This is a genomic window from Streptomyces sp. NBC_00358 (assembly GCF_036099295.1).
GTDB lineage: Bacteria > Actinomycetota > Actinomycetes > Streptomycetales > Streptomycetaceae > Streptomyces.
On sequence record NZ_CP107976.1, the window covers coordinates 165,465 to 182,023 of the forward strand.

A 16,559-nucleotide genomic window follows, 5' to 3' on the forward strand; every position below is an offset into this window, starting at 1 on the left:
GTGGCACGGGCCGCACTCGGCAGCATCCGCCCACAGTCCGACTTCTGGGCGGGGGCGGGAAGCGGACGAAGGGGGTTTCGAGCCGGGTTCACAGCAGATCGCCCGTGTCGTACAGGCGTGCGTACCACCATGCGCCCCTGCGCCAGCCGGCCAGTTCCACGTCCAGCACCGCATGACTGCCCACCTCCACCAGAGCAACCATCCGGACCTGCACAAACGCGCTCCGGCCCGACCCGCGGCCACTGCCCGGACGTCCGAACGCGGCGTCGTCGGCTTCGCTGGCCTCGACGTCCCAGTAGGTCCCGTCCACCGCCAGCAGCCGCAGACCCCGCCAGAACGCGCCGGACGTCGCCTCGGTGGCCATCGGCCGAGCCGTCCGGCGTCGCGTCCTGATGCATCGCCGCCTCGCCCGCGACTACGAGACCCTGCCCGCCAGCTCCGAAGCCATGATCCACATCGCCTCGATCGGCAACCTCGCCAAGCACACTACGGACGAGACCACACCCCCTGGCAAGGAACCTATGAGGACCCAGAAGAGCACTGCGGCTACGCGAGACGCCCTCTCAGTGGTCGTGTAGCGAGCCGAAGTCGAGGATATTGGCGGGCCGGTCGAGGATGAAGATGTGGACGAATCCGCTGAGCAGGAACAGCGTTCCCACCGCCATGTTGAGTGTGGAGGCGACGTTGCCGCCGATGATCAGGGTCGAGCCGACCAGCACGGAGATCAGGCTGAGGACACCGTTGGTCGACATGCCCGCGATGCTCTGCCCTTCGGTGTTGAACGGACTGAGCTCGTCGGCGAAGCCGAGGATGCCGAAACGAGCAGGACCACCCCGCAAAAGGCGGCCCCCCAGCGGTACACGGCGGCCAGGTGGTGGTCGACGGGCAGTTCGTCCTGAAGCTTCATCGCTCGCTCCTTCTTTTACCGGGAGTCAGGCCCGCGAGAGCGGCGCCTCTTCTTGCGCTTCGCTCCTCTATTCCGTCGACAGCGGCCGAGTGGTTGCATCGCGTTCCCGTGGTGGCGGGATCAGCCGGTCGAGTCCTTGCCGGAGCCGAAGTGGCTGTCCACGGCTTGCGGCATCCTTTGGACCACCCCGTCCCCCAGGCGTTCGAATTCTCCGCGCAGGAACGGAGAGGCCAGTCGGGCCAGGCCGTGGAAGTCGATACGGGCCCGGTAGGTGAGAAGGGTGGCGCCGTTCTCCTCGTGGAAGGTCAGATCGTCCGTGGAGGTGGCGGTGCGGTTGCGTCCGACGAAGGTCAGTCGCCGGTCCTCGAGCCGGACCAGCCGGTAGCGGAGTTCGGTGCGCCGTCCGCGGAACGTCGAGACGTTGAGCCATTCGGCACCCTTGGCTACGGGAGCGCCGGCTCTGGCCGGACGGCAGCTCACCGTGCCCGGGTCCCATTCCTGGGCGTGCGAGAAGTCGGCCAGGTAGGCCACCACTTCCGGCAGAGAGTGGTGCAGGGTGAGCGTGCGTTCGACTTCGACCATGGAACGGCCCTTTCACGGAGACCGCAGCGACTGACTTCAGGAGTGCGGAGTGGACCTGCCTCTTTCTCTTCCCGATGGGAACAGTGACCGGATGCAGCGGCTTCGTCGCGTGAGGCAGTGTCTGGCGGTCTTCTGGGGCCTTCGCACCCCCGAACTCCTGGGCGATCTCAACCGTCTCGCACCGCGGCCTCGGTGCCGTCGACCTCCGCTGGGACGGTCAAGACATCTCAGCGGGCAGGATGGTTCTGCTCGACCTCTACGGCCAAAATCATGACCAGCAGCTTTGGTTCGACGCGACACGTTCGGCCCTTCCCGCTTCCTCGGCCATGAGCCCAGCCGCGACAGGATCGAGTCCTGGCAGGTCCTTCCCAGTACCCGACGGCGGCCGTCGCCGACCATCCACGCTCCCGGGACCAGAGCAGGTGCGATGGTCGGTGCCGGGGCGCCGCTCGATCGCAGCCCCTACGGCTGGGCGGGTCCGACTGACGGGGCGCGTTGTCGGCGCAGGAGCAGGCCTGCGGGCTGCCACAGGGCGAAGGTCAGGCCGACGCCGAGTGGGATCTGCAGGGACTGTTGGATCACCGGAGGCCCGGGCTTGTCCCCCCGCCTGAGCTGGGCACTGCCCTGCGGATCGACGGTCACCGTGTAAGTGCCGCCTACCACCCACTTCCAGCCCATGAGCCCGTTCTCCTCGAACGGAGCCAGCGGCGGGCCGTCGACGACGGTGACCGTGTAGCGGTGAACGCTTGCGTCCATGCCGTCACCGGCGGACCACTGAATCCGTCGGACCCTGACGTGTTCGGTACGCCCGCGCTGGTGCAGTGCCTGCTGATCCAGCTCCAGGTTCTGCAGGATCAGCACTCCCAAGAGGCACACCGCACACAGCAGCCACCGGATGTTCAGGTACCAGCATGTGCACAGGAACCCGCAGCCGAGGAGGATCGCCAGCGCGCACAGCGCGTCGATCCACTGGGCGTGCGCGACGAAGGCCGTGTGCCCGATCAGACGCACGATCGCCCACAGCGCCAATGCTGCACCGGTGCTTGCGGCGCCCACCAGCGCCCGCCGACCCGCGCCTGTCCGCCCCTTGCCTGCTTCCTCCGCGCTCACCCTCACCCCTGCTCTCGACGAAACCGCCGGCTCGGTGGTGCACGCGTCCCAATGTATGGATTGTTCAACGATCCTTCAATAGGCTGATTGAACATCGAGTCGTCTGCTTCGCGGACGCGGAACCGTAACCAACCGGAGGGCTCAGGGAGATGAGCTGGCATCAGTTCGAACAGGTCGACGACAACGGGCAGATCCTGTTCAGCGACGACCCCGCGCTGCGGCTTGAGCACGTGCTGATGGGTCTGGAGACCGCGGAAGGCGCAGTCACCCTCGATCACGCACAGACGCGCCGCATGCCCACGGCCCTCTTCGAGTTCAAACAGGCTCGGAGCGTGGGCGACTTCGGGATGCAGTTCGCCGTGTCGGAAGCAGGCTCACTCGAGGTACCCGAGGAACCGCAGGTCGAAGGCGCCATCCTGTTCGGCATGAGGCGCCTACCGCCTGAGTTCTCCGACCTGCGCTCGATCCCTGGATGGGAGTTGCACGAGACACCCGATGAACAGCCAGGACCATGGCAGCACTTCGGATACAGCCACTCCCGGCTGGAACTGCGGACGCCCGACGGTGAGATCTACTCCCGGACCTGGGTCCAGCACGACCCCGAGTGGGAGGCCGCCGCCCTGCGTCACGGATACGTTGTGTGCCTGTGCGGCGTGGAACTGGGGATCCGCGCACCGTATGCGATGACCGACGCGCAGTACACCCCGCGCATGCGCTACGCGTCCTTCCGCCGCGGATGCGCAGTGGGTCTGACCGTCGGTGGGCTCGTCGCTTACATCGACCACCGCTGACGCGCAGCACCGAGGCGGCGTGCATCGAGCACGAGCTGGGCCGCGCTGCGGCTTCGAGCGGGCCGTGTGGACGATGCGGGCCCTGATACCTGTGCCCCGTGCGGACCGGCCAGGCGTTTGGCCAGGAACGCGCGCTCGGCGTCGTTCCCAGTCAACTCCAACGCCTGGCCGGTCCGCGCTGCGGCTTCGAGCGGGCCGTGTGGACGATGCGGGCCCTGATACCTGTGCCCCGTGCGGACCGGCCAGGCGTTTGGCCAGGAACGCGCGCTCGGCGTCGTTCCCAGTCAACTCCAACGCCCGGCCGCAGGCGGTCGCAGCACCTGACGGGGGCGGTTGGAGGGTTCGCGGAGGTAGCTGGCAGCCTGGGGCGGTGCTGATCGACGGATATGAGGACGCCCCGCTCGTTGCCGGGGAAGAGCTGCTTTCCCTGCCGGGGTTCTGGGCTGCCTACCTGATGTGGCTATGCGAAACGGAAGAGGACGAGCCAGACCCGGCGTGGTTCGGCGTGGACGGGGCTGACGCCGATGCCGCGTATGAGGCACTGGCCGAGGCGGAGCGATGGCCGGTCTTCCGGATTCCGTTCGGCGAAGGACACACCGCCGTCGTGCTGGCACGAAATCTCGCCGACGACGCGGGTACCGAGTACCTGGTGACGCATCCCTCCTGGGGCCGCCTCGGACATCTGGCCACGCTTGACGGACACCAGGCCGGCCCCGGCCTGTCATGGCGCGAGCTGATCCATATTGCCCGTACCCCCGATCGAACTGCTGCAGGAGTCCACGACCCGAACGCCCGTCTGCTCCTCCTCCTGCCCGCCCTGGGCGACAGCGATCTCCCCAGCGACGCAGCCGATGTCCTCCGCGGCGCCCTGATATGGGCTGGAACACCGGAGACAGAAACTCACCGGGTGGCCGAAGCCCTGCTCATGGACCATCCATACTGGGAGCCGGCTGGATGGTCACTGGCGTCCGCGTCGCCGCTCTCCGGTAGCAGCAAGGAATCCTTCACCGGCATCCTCTACTGCGACGAGCCCGGAAGCCCTCGGTGCGGAACGCGCATAGCTCAGGGCATCACTCGGGAGCAGAACGACCGGCTGGCCCATGCGCTCGGCACGTGGCCCACCACCTGAACCCATCCCGCTGCTGGATCTCAACAACAAAGAAACCTCGGCCAGGTCACCCGCTCAGTGAGGCGCAAGCTCAAGATGCCGCAGTACCGGCAGGTGGTGATCGAAGGGGGCGTGGCGGACACCGGCCTGACCCTGTCGGCGTGATCGTCAGAAGATGCCGAAAAAGCGATCCCACCAGGTGGGGTGCTGAAGGCATCGGGGTAGTTGGGGTAGTTGGCTCGGCCCGTCGTAGTCGGTCTCCAACAGTTCCTCGGCAATCACTACATAGCCGAGCTCGACCAACGCCCGGTTGGCCTTGGCGAGGTCAGCGCCATCGAGCTCGCCCTCAGCCTGGGCATCCTCCGTTCCGAGGAACGCGCCTGGGTTGTCCGCGCAGACCAGAGCCAGTGAGCCGAACTTGCTCACGCAGACGACGATCCGAGTTCCGCATACCGTCGCGTCCGCGGGCACGACGACGCGTCCGTACTCGCTGGAGTCCTGGGTGTCCCGCTCAGCCGTGCAGCAAGCCGTGAAGTCGCCTTCGAGGCGAGTCACCAGACCGCCGAACTGGGCTGCGATCTCGCCACGATCGTAGCGCTGCGGCCACTCCAGCCACTCCGGATCATCAAGCTCGCGCAGCAACGCCAGAAGATCCGCTTCGGTCCGGGTCATGAGGTCATCTTGACGCAACAGCCATACGTGGAGCGGCTCGGGTACCACCACGCTCGCCGTTCGCCGACATCACCCATTCGAGTTCAGCAACCGATGTCCGGCCCCCAGGTCCGCCTGCAGGCGCAGACGCAATCACGCCTCGCCGGTCTGCTCGCTCAGTGAGAACGGCACGTCAGACAGAGCCGGAATGCCGGGCGCTGCAGGCCCTGCCCAGGCGCGCCTGAAGGTACGCGGCCGGCGGCGCCTCCCGCTGGGTGGTCAGCGGGAAGGCGTCAATGGCGGCCTTCACTGCGGCGAGCCGTGGATGACCGGGGCCGGCGAACAGGTCCACGTGGCCGGACCGATCGCCGACCACTTCGTGGCCCGGTTCCAGCCTCTCACCGAGTACGGCGATCCTGCGGCCGGCTGCGCTTCGACCTCGACGTCTTCAGCCGGCTGTCGCGACCCTGGGCGTGCCCGCCGGAGAGCCGTTGCCACGGCTTGAGGGAAGCGAACAGCTGGTCTCGAAACTCCTCACAATTGAGGGCTTCGCACGGCCCAAGCAGGGGAGCCGGCCCAGGTCGAAGACCGGTACGCGGTGTTCACGGGCATCGGCGCGCATGGCGCGGGAGTCCGGCGGGAGTTCGTCGTGGCCAAGGGTAGGAATCACGCAGCGAGGCGAGGGCTCCACGCTCCTGAACAACGCCTCCCCCACCCGCAAACGCGATCCGAGCCAGGCGTCCTCTGGCCGTGACGGTGCTGGCCAACTGACGGCATCTCAGATGCCGTCGGCTGAGTTCCCGAGTTCTCCCACCGCGGCCCAAGACACCGCACACATCACCGAGGACCCCGTCCCTCACTCCTCCTGATACGCCTGCTGACGGGCGGATCACATCTCACGCTCTTCCCTGAACCGGTCGCCCGGTCGTCGCGCCCGGGCCGGGGAAGGTTCCCGCCGAGGTTTCGCAACCGCGTCCCGTCCCCCCACGTGTCGGCGCCTCGGGCCGCGTACGCAGCCGCCCGTGCGCCTCACGTGACGCGGCATGGTGGACGTGGCTTCCATCACTCGACGGTGACACGGCACGGCCACCCGCCGCGTCCCGGGCCCACAAACGCAGGCTCAGGATTGGCGTGGGCGTGACCCTAGACAGTCACGAGGCAGGGTTTCTCGTCGCCGACCGGTACGTGTGCGATGCCTTCGGCGCAGGGGTTGTCTGCCTGCACGTACTGCCGACCTCGCGCTCCCAGCATCAGGAGAGGACGTCCTGTGTGAGGTAGAGCGGCATGGAGTCCTCCCACTGGCTGTCGGTCAGCATTTTGTTGTCGGAGCCGTCCGCCTTCATGCTGAAGATCTGGCCGTAGGGCTGGAAGGTGTCGTCGTAGAGTGCGGCTTCCTCGCGGAAGCCGTACATGCCGCTGTTGTACAGAATGCGGCCGTCGTAGTTCCAGACCGCGTGACCGTCGTTGGCGCCGCTGCTCGTGAGGATCTTCAGGCCGCTTCCGTCGGGTTTGATGGTGCACACGTCGAAGTTGGTGGGGCTCGTCTTGCGGGTGAAGAGGATGAGCTTGCCGTCCCAGGACCAGTCGGGCAGGTTGTCGGACTCGGTGGTGAGGACGGTCGTCGCACCGGTCTTGAGGTCGAGGATGCGCAGTCCGTTCTCCGCGCCCCACACGCGGTAGACGATCCGGTTGCCGTCCTCCGAGTAGCTCGGGAAGCCGGCGTTGGTCGAGCCGTCCGTGAGCACCTGGTGAGAGGAGCCGTCGCTGGGCACCCTCACCAGCACGGCAGTGCTGGTCGCGCGTGCCTGGAACCAGCCGCCCAGGCCGAAGGCGATCCATTTGCCGTCGTGCGACCAGGTGGGCCGGAACGCGCCGGCCAGCCCGTGGGCGACCATTACCTGATCGAGGCCCGAGGTGGCGGTGTCGAAGACGACCTTCTGGTCCGACCCGTCCGGGCGCATGGTGACGATCGAGGAGTTGCCGAGCTGCTTGTTGGTGATCGCGAGGCGCCCGTCCTTGGACAGAGCGGGGAACACGTCGCAGAAGCGGTAGTCCCAGTCCGGGTCCCAGCTGTAGAGCGGCTCGTCCAACGTGCGTGTCGTGTAGTCGAGCTTCTCGTAGATCACCGATGTTCCGTCGGGCGACCAGACCGGTGAGCGCAGTGCCCTTTTGACCGACGGCTGCGTACCCCCGGAATAGGCCAGACCCTCGTCCGCTCCGCCCTTGACGAGATAGCCGATCTCGGTGGCGCTCACGTACTGGGGTGCGACCTTCAGGTTGGGTCCGGAAGTGTGCTCGACGCGTGCGCCGGTGGCGACATCGACCGAGACGATCTGGGATTCGACGGTCCCGATGGCCTCCGGGCGGTGTGCGCCCCAGGTTCCCTCGACGGTGATCTCGTAGAAGACGATCCGGGACCCGTCGGGCGACCACTTCGGCGAGCCGAGGCAGTATCCGTCCCGGGTGGCGACCTGGCGGAATCCGGTGCCGTCCGGTCGGATGACGTAGACGCTCAGCGCCTGTGTGTGCTCCCAGCCGGCGCCATTATCGTGGCCACGCCATGTCGTGTTGCGGTCGCTGGAGAAGGCGATCCACTGGCTGTCGGGCGACCAGGAGGGGCGGAAGTGGCCGTCAGGGCTCGCAGGATCGCCGGCGAGGGCCGCGGTCCCGGTCAGGTTGGTCTGCTTGTTCGTGCTCAGGTCGAGCAGCCAGATGTGCGTCTTGTGGTCCCCGCTCGTGGACACGTACGCCACCTTCGTGCCGTCCGGAGACGGAACGGCCCAGTCGTTCATGGCCGAGTTGACCACCAGTCGCTGGACACCCGTTCCGTCGGCCTTGGCCCGGTAGAGACATGAGTTTCCGTCGCCGGTGCGCTCGGACGTGAAGAGCACCGAGGCCCCGTCGGCGGAGAAGGCGGCGTGGTGGTCGAATGCGGCGCTCCGCAACAGCTCGCGTTCGTTCGAGCCGTCGGCGTTCGCGATGCACAAGGTCGACGACGACGGACCGATTCGGTTCATCAGCATCACGCCCTTCTTGCCGGAGGCGGCCGCCGCCACGGCGAAGGGTTTGGGCAGGAGTGCGACGCCGGCAACGGCCGCGCTGGCCGTGAGGAACGCTCGACGCTTCATGTCGGGTGACATCGCTGTCCGGTCCTTTCGTTGTCGGGGGACGCGCGACCGCACGGGAGATTCACCGCGCACGACGTATTCGCCGGCTCCGCGGGATGGCCGTGTCTGCTGCGACTCAGCTCGGATCCCGGGGCCGCGCGGTTCGTGGGTCGCATGCGCCCGCCGCATGGATTGTCGAACAAGTTGGGCGTGAACGTAACACCGAGGAAATCTGATCACAAGAGATCCTGCAAAAACACGGCACATGAAGTGCCTGAAGCATCGAAGCTGACTCTAGATTGTCCGACAACACTGGGAGGCAGGCATCGCGCCTCGCGTGCACGGCCGGACCTCCGACGCCCCAACCTCCGGGATGGTGTGGGCTCGGCCAACTCGTGATGTCACGGAGCCGTCGACCGCGGCCGGTGGCCGCGGCGGCGCTCTATCGCAGGTACTCGTTGCTCCAGTCCTCCGGGGTGATATCGGCTCCCTCGGGGAGGGCGCCGAGGTCGCGCACGAAGTCAACGGTCTTCCTCCACACCTCCGATTCCATGTCTGCGAACCACGGCCACTCGACTTCCTCGACGCTGGCCCGCACCACGGGGCCGGGAACACCGGGCAACGCCTTCTTCGCCACCGGCACGACGGACGGCTCATTGATGTGCTCGTACAGATAGGACGTCCCCTCCCGCACAGCCGCCATGAACTTCCTTACGACGGCGGCGTGTTGACGGGCGTAACTCCTGCGGGTCACCACGATCTGTCCGTAGCCGGCATAGCTGCCGCCCCACTCGACCACCGTGTGGGAGTTGGCCACCACGACACCGTCTCCGGACTCCTGGATCTGCAGGGGAAGCGGTTCCGAGGTGACGAACCAGTCGATCCGTCCGGCGCGCAGCGCGGCTCTGTCGGCGCTGGGGTTCGGGAGCGGCACCCATGTGACCTTGTCGGGTTCGACTTTGCTGTCCTTCAGGAAGATCTCCGACTCGGCCCTTGTGTTGGCCGAGCTGAATCCGCCGACCGAACCGGCCAACGCCCTGGCTACTTCGTCCGAGGGGGAGTTGGCCGTCAGCCCGTGCCGGCGGGCGAAGTCCTTGCTCACGACGAGACCGAGCGGGTTGCCCAGCCCGTCCACTCCGACCGCGGTCTCCCGGACACCCCTCGCCAGAGCGTCCAGGAAACCGGTGGGGCTGGAGTTGAGGAACTGCAGGGAACCGGATTCGAGGGACGGCGTGCCCGTGGTGGCCGTCACGGTCACGAAGTCGACCTTCAGTCCGTGCTTGCGGAAGTAGCCCCGGGTGTCCGCCACTCTGAGAGGGACGTCGAATACGTTGCCCGCGACACCGACGCTGACCGTGTCCGTCGCGTCCGAGCCCGTGGCGTCGGAGTCCGCGCATGCGGTGAGCAGAGCGGAGGCGAGCGCCATCGTCGTCGCGAGGGCCACCGCTCGCCCGCCGGCGAAGGCCGGTGGCAGTCCGCCCGCGGGGACCGGGAGTTGCTGGTGCCGGAGCCTCATGGTTTTCTCCTGTCGCCATGTCCTGAAAGCAGTCCGAGTACGGGAGCCGCGCGGTGCAGCGCGAAGCAAGGGAGGAGTGGCGGAGAGGGGGCCTCGGCCACGCAGCAGGTGTGCGTGTGGGGGCGCCGCGGTCAAAGCTGCGGGACGGAGGGCGTAGCTGCGCTCATCCGTCGGCGCGTGCGCATGGGCCCGCGTCTCGCGGACCGGGGAGAGCCTGGCCGGCCCCAGGTGCAGCGCGGTGGCACCGGATTGCACCTGGCAGCGGCTTCTGCCGTCAAGAACGTCCGGTACGGGGTGTGCCGGCCGACGTACGGAAGGTGATGGAGTCCGGGTAGGGCACGGCCACGGAGGTGCCTGTGTCCGTGAGTTGCCCGGAAGAGCGGTCGACGTGGAAGAGGTTCACCGTGCCGCTCGCCTCGTTGGCGACGAACAGCCAACGGCCGCTGGGGTGGAGGGAGAAGCTCCACGGTGTGATGCCGCCGCAGGCGATGCGCTGGACTTCTGTGAGCAGCCCGGTCCTGGGGTTCACGGAGAAGGCGACCAGGGTGTTGTCGCCGCGGTTGGAGGTGTAGACGTGGCGGCCGGTGCGGCTGATCGCCAGTTCGGCGGCGCTGGTGGTTCCGGTGTGGCCCGGTGCGTTCGTCGAGAGGGTCTGGCGTGGTGTCAGTACGCCGTGTCGCTCGTCCCACCGCAGGACCTGGATGTCGGCGGTCAGTTCGTTGAGCAGGTAGAGCATGTGTCGGTTCGGGTGGAAGGCAAGGCGTCGCGGGCCCGATCCCGGCGGCGTCGCATAGGAGCGGGGCCCGTCGGAGGGACCGGCGGACATCTGGTGCGTGGCGCGGTCGTAGTCGTGGACGAACACCCGGTCGGCGCCGAAGTCGGCGACCAGGGCGTACCTGCGGCTCGGGTCGACGAGCACGTGATGGGGGTGCGGGCCCAACTGCCGGGGGCTGGGGCCCGAACCGGTGTCCTGCACGCGGGACGCCACGGTGCCGAGGCTGCCGTCCGCGCCGATGGTTATGGTCGCCGCGGAGCCGGCCGCGAAGTCGGCGACCAGGAGGGTGTCCGCGTCGGCGGTCAATCCGATGTACGACAGTCCGCCGCTGCCGGCCGGCACGGTCTCGGTCTCGATCTCGCCGAGCTGCTGGAGGGCTCCTGAGGCGTCGTCGATCCGGAAGGAGCGGATGTAGCCGCCCTGTTCGGCGCCGGCGACGTAGAGGACTGGACGGGTGGGGTGCGCCGTGACCCAGTTCGAGCTGACCTGGGCCATGGAGCCCAGGGGGGTCATGGTCCCGCGACGGGGGTCGAACCGCACCGCGTAAACCTGGTTCTGTCCCCAGGTGCCGATGTAGATCAGGTCAGCGGGCCGGTGCGGAGCGGCTGCGGCCGGGACAGCGGAGAGCAGTGGTGCGACTGTGGCGGCCGACGCCGTGAAGGCTGCCAGCAGGGTTCTTCGGGAAGGCCGCCGGGGTGCCCCCGCGTTCCGGGGATCGACCGGTCGCGGGTGCGGGATGTCGCTCATGGAGGGGACGCCTCTCTGTTGCGTCGGTGGTCGGCTTCAGCCCTTGGGCTGCGGGCGCCGGCGGGGCGCGAGACCCAGGCGCTTGAGGGCGTACGTGTCGAGTGCGCTCAGTACGCCGTTGAGAGCGAGTGTCAGAGCGACAAGGACGATGAGGCCGGCGAATTCGGCCGCGGCGTCGAGGTTCTGGGCCGCGGTGAACAGTTCGTGTCCCACGCCTTCGGAGGAGGCGATGAACTCGCCGCCGATGACGCCGAGGATGGCGAGCGGGCCGCCGGTCTTGAGCGCGGCGAAGAACGGGGCGGCGAGGGTCGGGATCGTCACGTAGCCCAGAACGTGGTGCTTGCGTCCGCCCATCACCTGGACGACTTCCACGAGTTCGCGTTCCCTCAGCCGCAGGCCGAGGTAGACGTTGTAGAAGACGACGAAGGCGACGCCGGTCATGGCGATGGTGATCTTCGACCAGGGGCCGATGCCGAAGAACAGGAGGAACAGCGGGGCGAGTGCGATCTTGGGAATGCCGTTGAGCGCGGCGACCAGTGGTTCGAGCACCCTTCCCAGAAGAGGGAAGGAGCCCAGCACCAGGCCCATCACCGTTCCCGCGAGGACGCCGAGGCCGAAGCCGGCCAGCACCTCGACGGTGGTCACCTGGATGTCGGTCCATCCTGAGGACGAGCCCAGCATCGTGGTGAGTGCGTCGTACACGTCGGTGGGCTTGCTGACCGCGTATTCGGGTACGACGGAGCCGCTCATCGCCTGCCACAGGATGAGCGCGACGATGATGACCAGTATGCGCAGAGCGATGACGGTGACGGTGTTGTTCCAGCCGGCGTGTGCCTTCCTGGCGGGCCGGTCGTCGGTCTCGGGATCGGGCTTGGTCACGGCCTTGTCGGTGACGGTTGCCATGGTCTGCTCCCTTCCGGTTGGGCTCGGCCTGGTCACGGCAGGTAGGTGTTGGTCCAGTCGGCGGAGGACACGCTCGCGTCCGGGACGGCGGCGATACCGTCCTTCACGAACGTGAGGGTCTTCTTCCAACCGGCCTCGTCCTGGTGGGCACTCGTCGGCCACTCGACCTGCTTGACGGCGGCGCTCAGGACGTCGTCGGGCACACCCGGCAGGGTCTTGCGTGACGCGGCCAGGACGTTCTTGTCGTCGGCGGGGTGCGAGCCGAGGTAGGCGGTGGCCTGCTGGACGGCGGTGGCGAAGCCCTTCACCGTGGCGCTGCTGGTCTTGGCGTAGTCCTTCTTCACCACCACGACCTGGCCGTATCCGGCTTCCTCGTTGGACCATTCCGGAACCTTGGCCGGGTCGGCCACCACGACGCCGTCACCGTCGTGCTGGACCTGCAACGGGATGGGCTCGGACGTGATGAACCAGTCCACCTCGCCCTTGGTGAGCGCGGCCTTGTCGGCGGCCGGGCTCGGCAGCGAGACCCACTTCACCCCGCTCGGGTCGACACCGTGGGCGTTGAGGAAGATGCCGGCCTCGGCCTTGGTGTTGGCGGAGCTGACGCCCGCTGTCGAGCCGGCGAGCGCCTTGGCCACCTGACCGGCCGGGCTGGCGGCGGTCAGGTTGTGCTTCTTGGCGAACGCGGTGCTGACGACCACACCCAGCGGGTTGCCCCCGCCGTTCGTGGCGACCGACAGCTCCGGGAGGCCCTTGCTCAGGCCGGCCAGGAAGCCGGTGGGGCTGGAGTTGAGGAACTGCACCGAACCCGACTGCAGGGCCGAGGTGCCCGTGGCGGCGGTCAGCGTCACATACTTGATCTTGATGTTCTGCTGGTCGAAGTATCCGCTCTCGTCCGCCAGGCGGATGGACAGGTCGAAGACGTTGCCGCTCACACCGACCGAGACGGTCGTCTTGCCGTCGGAGCCGACCGACGACGAGCCGTCGTTGCCACAGGCGGTCAGGAGCGCGGCGCTGGATATCACGGAGACGGCCAGTGCCAGGGACGTGCGGTTCGTGTGGTTCGTGCGGTGGTTCATGGGAACTCCTTTGTTCACCAGGCTTGTTGAGCGGAGAAGAATCTGATCCAGAAATCGGTGCGGGCTGGATCGGACACGGGGATGCTCCGGAAATGCGCGCCGAGCTCCATGACGGTGGCGGCGTCCGGTGAGAAGGCGGGCCAGCGGGGAAGGCCGCGGCCGTTCGGGTTGCCGGTGGAGGCGAAGTTGGTCCAGTAGCCCATCAGGGTGCGGGCGATCTCGTGGTCCTCTTCGGTCCACGCCCCGGTGCCTCCCGTGGGGTTGTGGAAGATGTAGTCGATCTCCGAACCGTGCCCGGCCCGCCTCGGGCCGTGGTCCGGGGCCGGGGTGCGGTGGGTCCAGAAGTAGGAGTGCACCTGGCCCGTGGCGTGCCGGGTCCAGTCGGAACCCCACAAAGAGGTTGAGATGCGGGAGTTGTCCCGTGCCGCCCGGCTGCTCGCGCGGGCCGCATCGTCGTCCGTGCCGGCTGGGTACAGTCGCAGGAACTCCTCGGCGAACGGCCCGAACTTCCGCCGGGCCGCGGTGACATGTTGCTCAAGGGTCACGTTGACCGGCGGTGCGCCCGGCTTGAGGGTTCGACGGCCGCCGCGCAAGGTGGCGACCAGGCCCTGTGGGACCGCGCCGCTCTCGTCGAGGTTGTTCCCGGTGAGGTAGTCGACGTCGTTCTGCCGGCCTTTTGCGTACGTTTCGTCGTAGCCGGCGGGCAGTGCCCAGCCGTCCACGACGGGTCGGAACACGGGGGGTCCCGCCGGGCTACCGGTGTCGACGGCCGTGTCGACGGGGTGGTGGCCGTCGATCAGCTTGCGCCAGTGCAGGGTCCGCAGGGTGCGGGCCGTGCTCGCGCCGTGTGTTCGTGCGTAGCGGTCACCGGCGCTCTCGGCGTCGGCCGGCAGCCGGTAGGAGGTGGACAGGTAGCGGAGTTCGGGATCGCGTGCGTAGCGGGCGTGACTCTGGGCGACCGCACGGTGGAACAGGCCTTTGGCGAGCGGGGACATGGCCAGGAAATTGACCATGCCGGCCCCTGCGGACTGGCCGGCGACGGTGACCCGGTCGGGGTCGCCGCCGAAGTGCGCGATGTTGTCTCTCACCCAGCGCAGGGCGGCGACACAGTCGAGGAGCCCGTAGTTGCCGGAAGTGCCGTGTTCGGACTCCTCGCTCAGTTCTGGTGTGGCGAGGAAGCCGAGGGCGCCGAGGCGGTAGTTGAAGGTGAGCACGACGAGGCCGTTGCGCGCAAGCTTTTCGCCGTCGTAGCGGGGATGGGCTCCGGTGCCCTCACGGAATCCACCCCCGTAGATCCACACAAGGACGGGGCGGAGTTCTTGAGTGGAGGGCGCGCCCGTCCAGATGTTGAGGTTGAGGCAGTCCTCGCTCATGGGCAGGTCGAGGCCGGTCGCGGCAGCGTCGGTGGGCGCCTGCGGGCACATGGGTCCGAATTGGCCGGCACGCCGGACGCCTTCCCGGCGCGGGGGCGGCTGAGGGGGCCGCCACCGCAGGTCGCCGACCGGTGGGGCGGCGTAGGGGATGCCTCGAAAGACGGTGACGGAGCGGTCCCGGCAGGGTATGCCCTCCACGGGCCCCGCTTCGGTGTCCACCGTGTGGCGCATGCGGTACTTTCCGCCCCGGTGAGCCCTCAGGTGACCGGGGGCGGCGGGGACTTGTCCAAGAGCAACGCCCTGCGGGCGGAGCCGACGTGATGGCGCATCGCCGCGACGGCCGCGTCGGGATTGCGTGTGACGATGGCGAGGAAGATGGCCTGGTGCTCTTCGATCGACCCGGTTCTCGGGTGCTGTACGGAGAGATTGCGGTACTGACGCATCACCAGGGGGTAGAGCAGGGTGTCGTAGGCGCGGGCCAGGGTCGTCTGATGCGCGGCCAGCTTGATCTGCTGATGGAAGCTGCGGTTCCCGCGCGAGTAGGCGTCCTGGTCTCCGCGGGACCGCGCCTCCTCCATGTCCCGGAGGGTGCGGCGCATGTCCTCGATCTCCTCGGCCGTGGCACGCTCCGCCGCCTTGCCGGCGAGTGCTGACTCCAGCGTCTCGCGGGCCTCCAGGATGTCCGCCGCTTCTTCCGGGGAGAAGCTTCGGGTGCGCACCCCGCGATTGACCTCGCTGCTGACGTAGCCCTCCTGCGTGAGCCGCACCAGCGCGGAGCGCATGGTGCTCCGCGAGACGTTGAACATCCGGGTCAGGTCCGCCTCGGTCAGCCGCGTGCCGGGTTCGATGCTCCCGGACAGCAGCAGGGAGCGAAGGCCTTCGTACGCCTGGCTGTAGCGGGTGCCCGCCGCCTTCGTCCCGGACTCGGCATCGATGCTGTCGCTGTCCACCATGGCCGCCTTTGCGCTCTGTGAGGATGAGGTCCGAGGCGGGAACCCTAACCGACGACATCTGCCATCAGCTCCCGTGTCCGCCCAGGGACGGGTACAGGCGCCGGGCCGTTCCGGCGAAGATCTCCTGCCGGTCCCGCTCCGGCAGACCTTGGAGGACGTCCTGGGCGAGGGTGAGCAGTTCCGGCAGCGACTGCTCGGCCGCCGGGCAGTTCGACCCCCAGGCGATCCGCTCGGCGCCGAAGGCGTCGACGACCGGTCCGAGGAAGTCTCCGGCTCGCTCGCCGGCGTCCTGCAGCCGCTCCAGGTTCCGGTGGGTGAGTTTGAGGTGGAGGCCGGGGTGGACGGCCAGTGCCGCGACCTCGGCGCCGGCGTGGGCGGGCGAGGCGGCGATGTCGGGGTAGCCGATGTGGTCGAGGAGCACCTTCACACCGGGGAACCGCTCCAGGAGCTCCACCAGTTGTCCGGTGGCCGGTCCCAGGCGCATCTGGAGGCAGACCGGCAGATCCAGTTCCGCGGCCTGCTCCCAGAAGGGGAACGTCTCCGGCGCGACGAACCACTCCCCCTGTGTGGGTACGGTGCTGCCGCTGGTGAACAGGCGGACGCCCGCCAGACCGCCGTCGCCGACCGCTGCCTTGAGGTTCGCGGCCGCGTCCGGCCGCAGCGGGTCGACCGTACCGACGGCGATGAAGCGACCCGGCCGGAGCCGGCTGCTGTCGATGACGTACGAGTTGTCGTAGCCGTAGTTCGTGGTGGCCTGGACCAGGACGGCCTGGTCGATGCCCGTCTCGACCATGCGACTGATCATGCCCTCGGCGGTCACCGGGCGGGTCGCGGCCCACGCGGACTGCTTCCCGCCGATCGGGGCCTTGGGATAGCCGGTCACGTCTTCGGAGATGATGTGGCAGTGCGCGTCGACGACGTCCACGTGGGGTGCTCCCTTGTCCTTGGTGGGTTCTG

14 protein-coding genes and 2 pseudogenes are annotated in these 16,559 nt (G+C 68.1%); 3 read left to right on the top strand and 13 right to left on the bottom strand.

Translation table 11 applies throughout. From position 1 onward, the window contains the following. Positions 1-88 precede the first annotated feature (88 nt). On the bottom strand, positions 89-364 hold the full coding sequence (locus OHT01_RS00825) for a hypothetical protein (RefSeq protein ID WP_328551137.1): 276 nt from the start codon (positions 362-364) through the stop codon (positions 89-91). Positions 365-386: 22 nt separating this feature from the next. Between OHT01_RS00825 and OHT01_RS40110 the strand changes: the two are divergent. Beyond that, positions 387-523, top strand: a pseudogene (locus OHT01_RS40110) (IS5/IS1182 family transposase); the annotation flags it as partial. A 58-nt stretch (positions 524-581) separates the two neighbouring features. Here OHT01_RS40110 and OHT01_RS00830 read toward each other — a convergent pair. The 3 genes and pseudogenes from OHT01_RS00830 to OHT01_RS00840 all read right to left on the bottom strand — a co-directional run. Then, a pseudogene (locus tag OHT01_RS00830) lies at positions 582-907 on the bottom strand (DUF4383 domain-containing protein); the annotation flags it as partial. A 120-nt stretch (positions 908-1,027) separates the two neighbouring features. Beyond that, positions 1,028-1,489, bottom strand: coding sequence for an SRPBCC family protein (locus tag OHT01_RS00835; RefSeq protein WP_328551138.1), 462 nt, complete (start codon positions 1,487-1,489; stop codon positions 1,028-1,030). Between the two features lie 462 nt (positions 1,490-1,951). Next, the gene (locus OHT01_RS00840; RefSeq protein ID WP_328551139.1) at positions 1,952-2,599 is read right to left on the bottom strand and encodes a hypothetical protein; all 648 of its coding nucleotides are present in this window, start codon (positions 2,597-2,599) and stop codon (positions 1,952-1,954) included. A gap of 149 nt (positions 2,600-2,748) precedes the next feature. Between OHT01_RS00840 and OHT01_RS00845 the strand changes: the two genes are divergently transcribed. Together OHT01_RS00845 and OHT01_RS00850 are read left to right on the top strand one after the other, a co-directional pair. Further along, positions 2,749-3,390 (top strand): hypothetical protein, encoded by a 642-nt coding sequence (locus tag OHT01_RS00845; RefSeq protein ID WP_328551140.1) that lies wholly within the window; start codon positions 2,749-2,751, stop codon positions 3,388-3,390. Positions 3,391-3,760: 370 nt separating this feature from the next. Then, a complete protein-coding gene (locus OHT01_RS00850; protein WP_328551141.1) occupies positions 3,761-4,519 on the top strand; it encodes a hypothetical protein in 759 nt (252 codons plus the stop codon). 147 nt (positions 4,520-4,666) lie between these two features. Here the strand turns inward: OHT01_RS00850 and OHT01_RS00855 are convergent, their stop codons facing one another. From OHT01_RS00855 to OHT01_RS00895, 9 genes are all read right to left on the bottom strand, one after another. Beyond that, positions 4,667-5,170, bottom strand: coding sequence for a hypothetical protein (locus OHT01_RS00855; RefSeq protein WP_328551142.1), 504 nt, complete (start codon positions 5,168-5,170; stop codon positions 4,667-4,669). A 1,229-nt stretch (positions 5,171-6,399) separates the two neighbouring features. After that, a complete protein-coding gene (locus OHT01_RS00860; RefSeq protein WP_328551143.1) occupies positions 6,400-8,277 on the bottom strand; it encodes a hypothetical protein in 1,878 nt (625 codons plus the stop codon). A gap of 421 nt (positions 8,278-8,698) precedes the next feature. Beyond that, positions 8,699-9,772, bottom strand: coding sequence for an ABC transporter substrate-binding protein (locus OHT01_RS00865; protein ID WP_328551144.1), 1,074 nt, complete (start codon positions 9,770-9,772; stop codon positions 8,699-8,701). Positions 9,773-10,046: 274 nt separating this feature from the next. Continuing rightward, a complete protein-coding gene (locus tag OHT01_RS00870) occupies positions 10,047-11,294 on the bottom strand; it encodes a lactonase family protein (RefSeq protein ID WP_328551145.1) in 1,248 nt (415 codons plus the stop codon). 36 nt (positions 11,295-11,330) lie between these two features. Continuing rightward, the gene (locus OHT01_RS00875; protein ID WP_328551146.1) at positions 11,331-12,197 is read right to left on the bottom strand and encodes an ABC transporter permease; all 867 of its coding nucleotides are present in this window, start codon (positions 12,195-12,197) and stop codon (positions 11,331-11,333) included. Between the two features lie 32 nt (positions 12,198-12,229). Continuing rightward, positions 12,230-13,276 carry an ABC transporter substrate-binding protein gene (locus OHT01_RS00880; protein WP_328551147.1) on the bottom strand — a complete coding sequence of 349 codons (1,047 nt, stop codon included), beginning with the start codon at positions 13,274-13,276 and terminating at the stop codon, positions 12,230-12,232. Positions 13,277-13,290: 14 nt separating this feature from the next. Next, positions 13,291-14,880: a carboxylesterase/lipase family protein gene (locus OHT01_RS00885; RefSeq protein WP_328551148.1), complete on the bottom strand. Its 1,590-nt coding sequence runs from the start codon at positions 14,878-14,880 to the stop codon at positions 13,291-13,293. A 26-nt stretch (positions 14,881-14,906) separates the two neighbouring features. Next, the gene (locus OHT01_RS00890; RefSeq protein WP_328551149.1) at positions 14,907-15,602 is read right to left on the bottom strand and encodes a GntR family transcriptional regulator; all 696 of its coding nucleotides are present in this window, start codon (positions 15,600-15,602) and stop codon (positions 14,907-14,909) included. A 64-nt stretch (positions 15,603-15,666) separates the two neighbouring features. Further along, on the bottom strand, positions 15,667-16,527 hold the full coding sequence (locus OHT01_RS00895; RefSeq protein ID WP_328551150.1) for an amidohydrolase family protein: 861 nt from the start codon (positions 16,525-16,527) through the stop codon (positions 15,667-15,669). Positions 16,528-16,559: the final 32 nt, after the last annotated feature.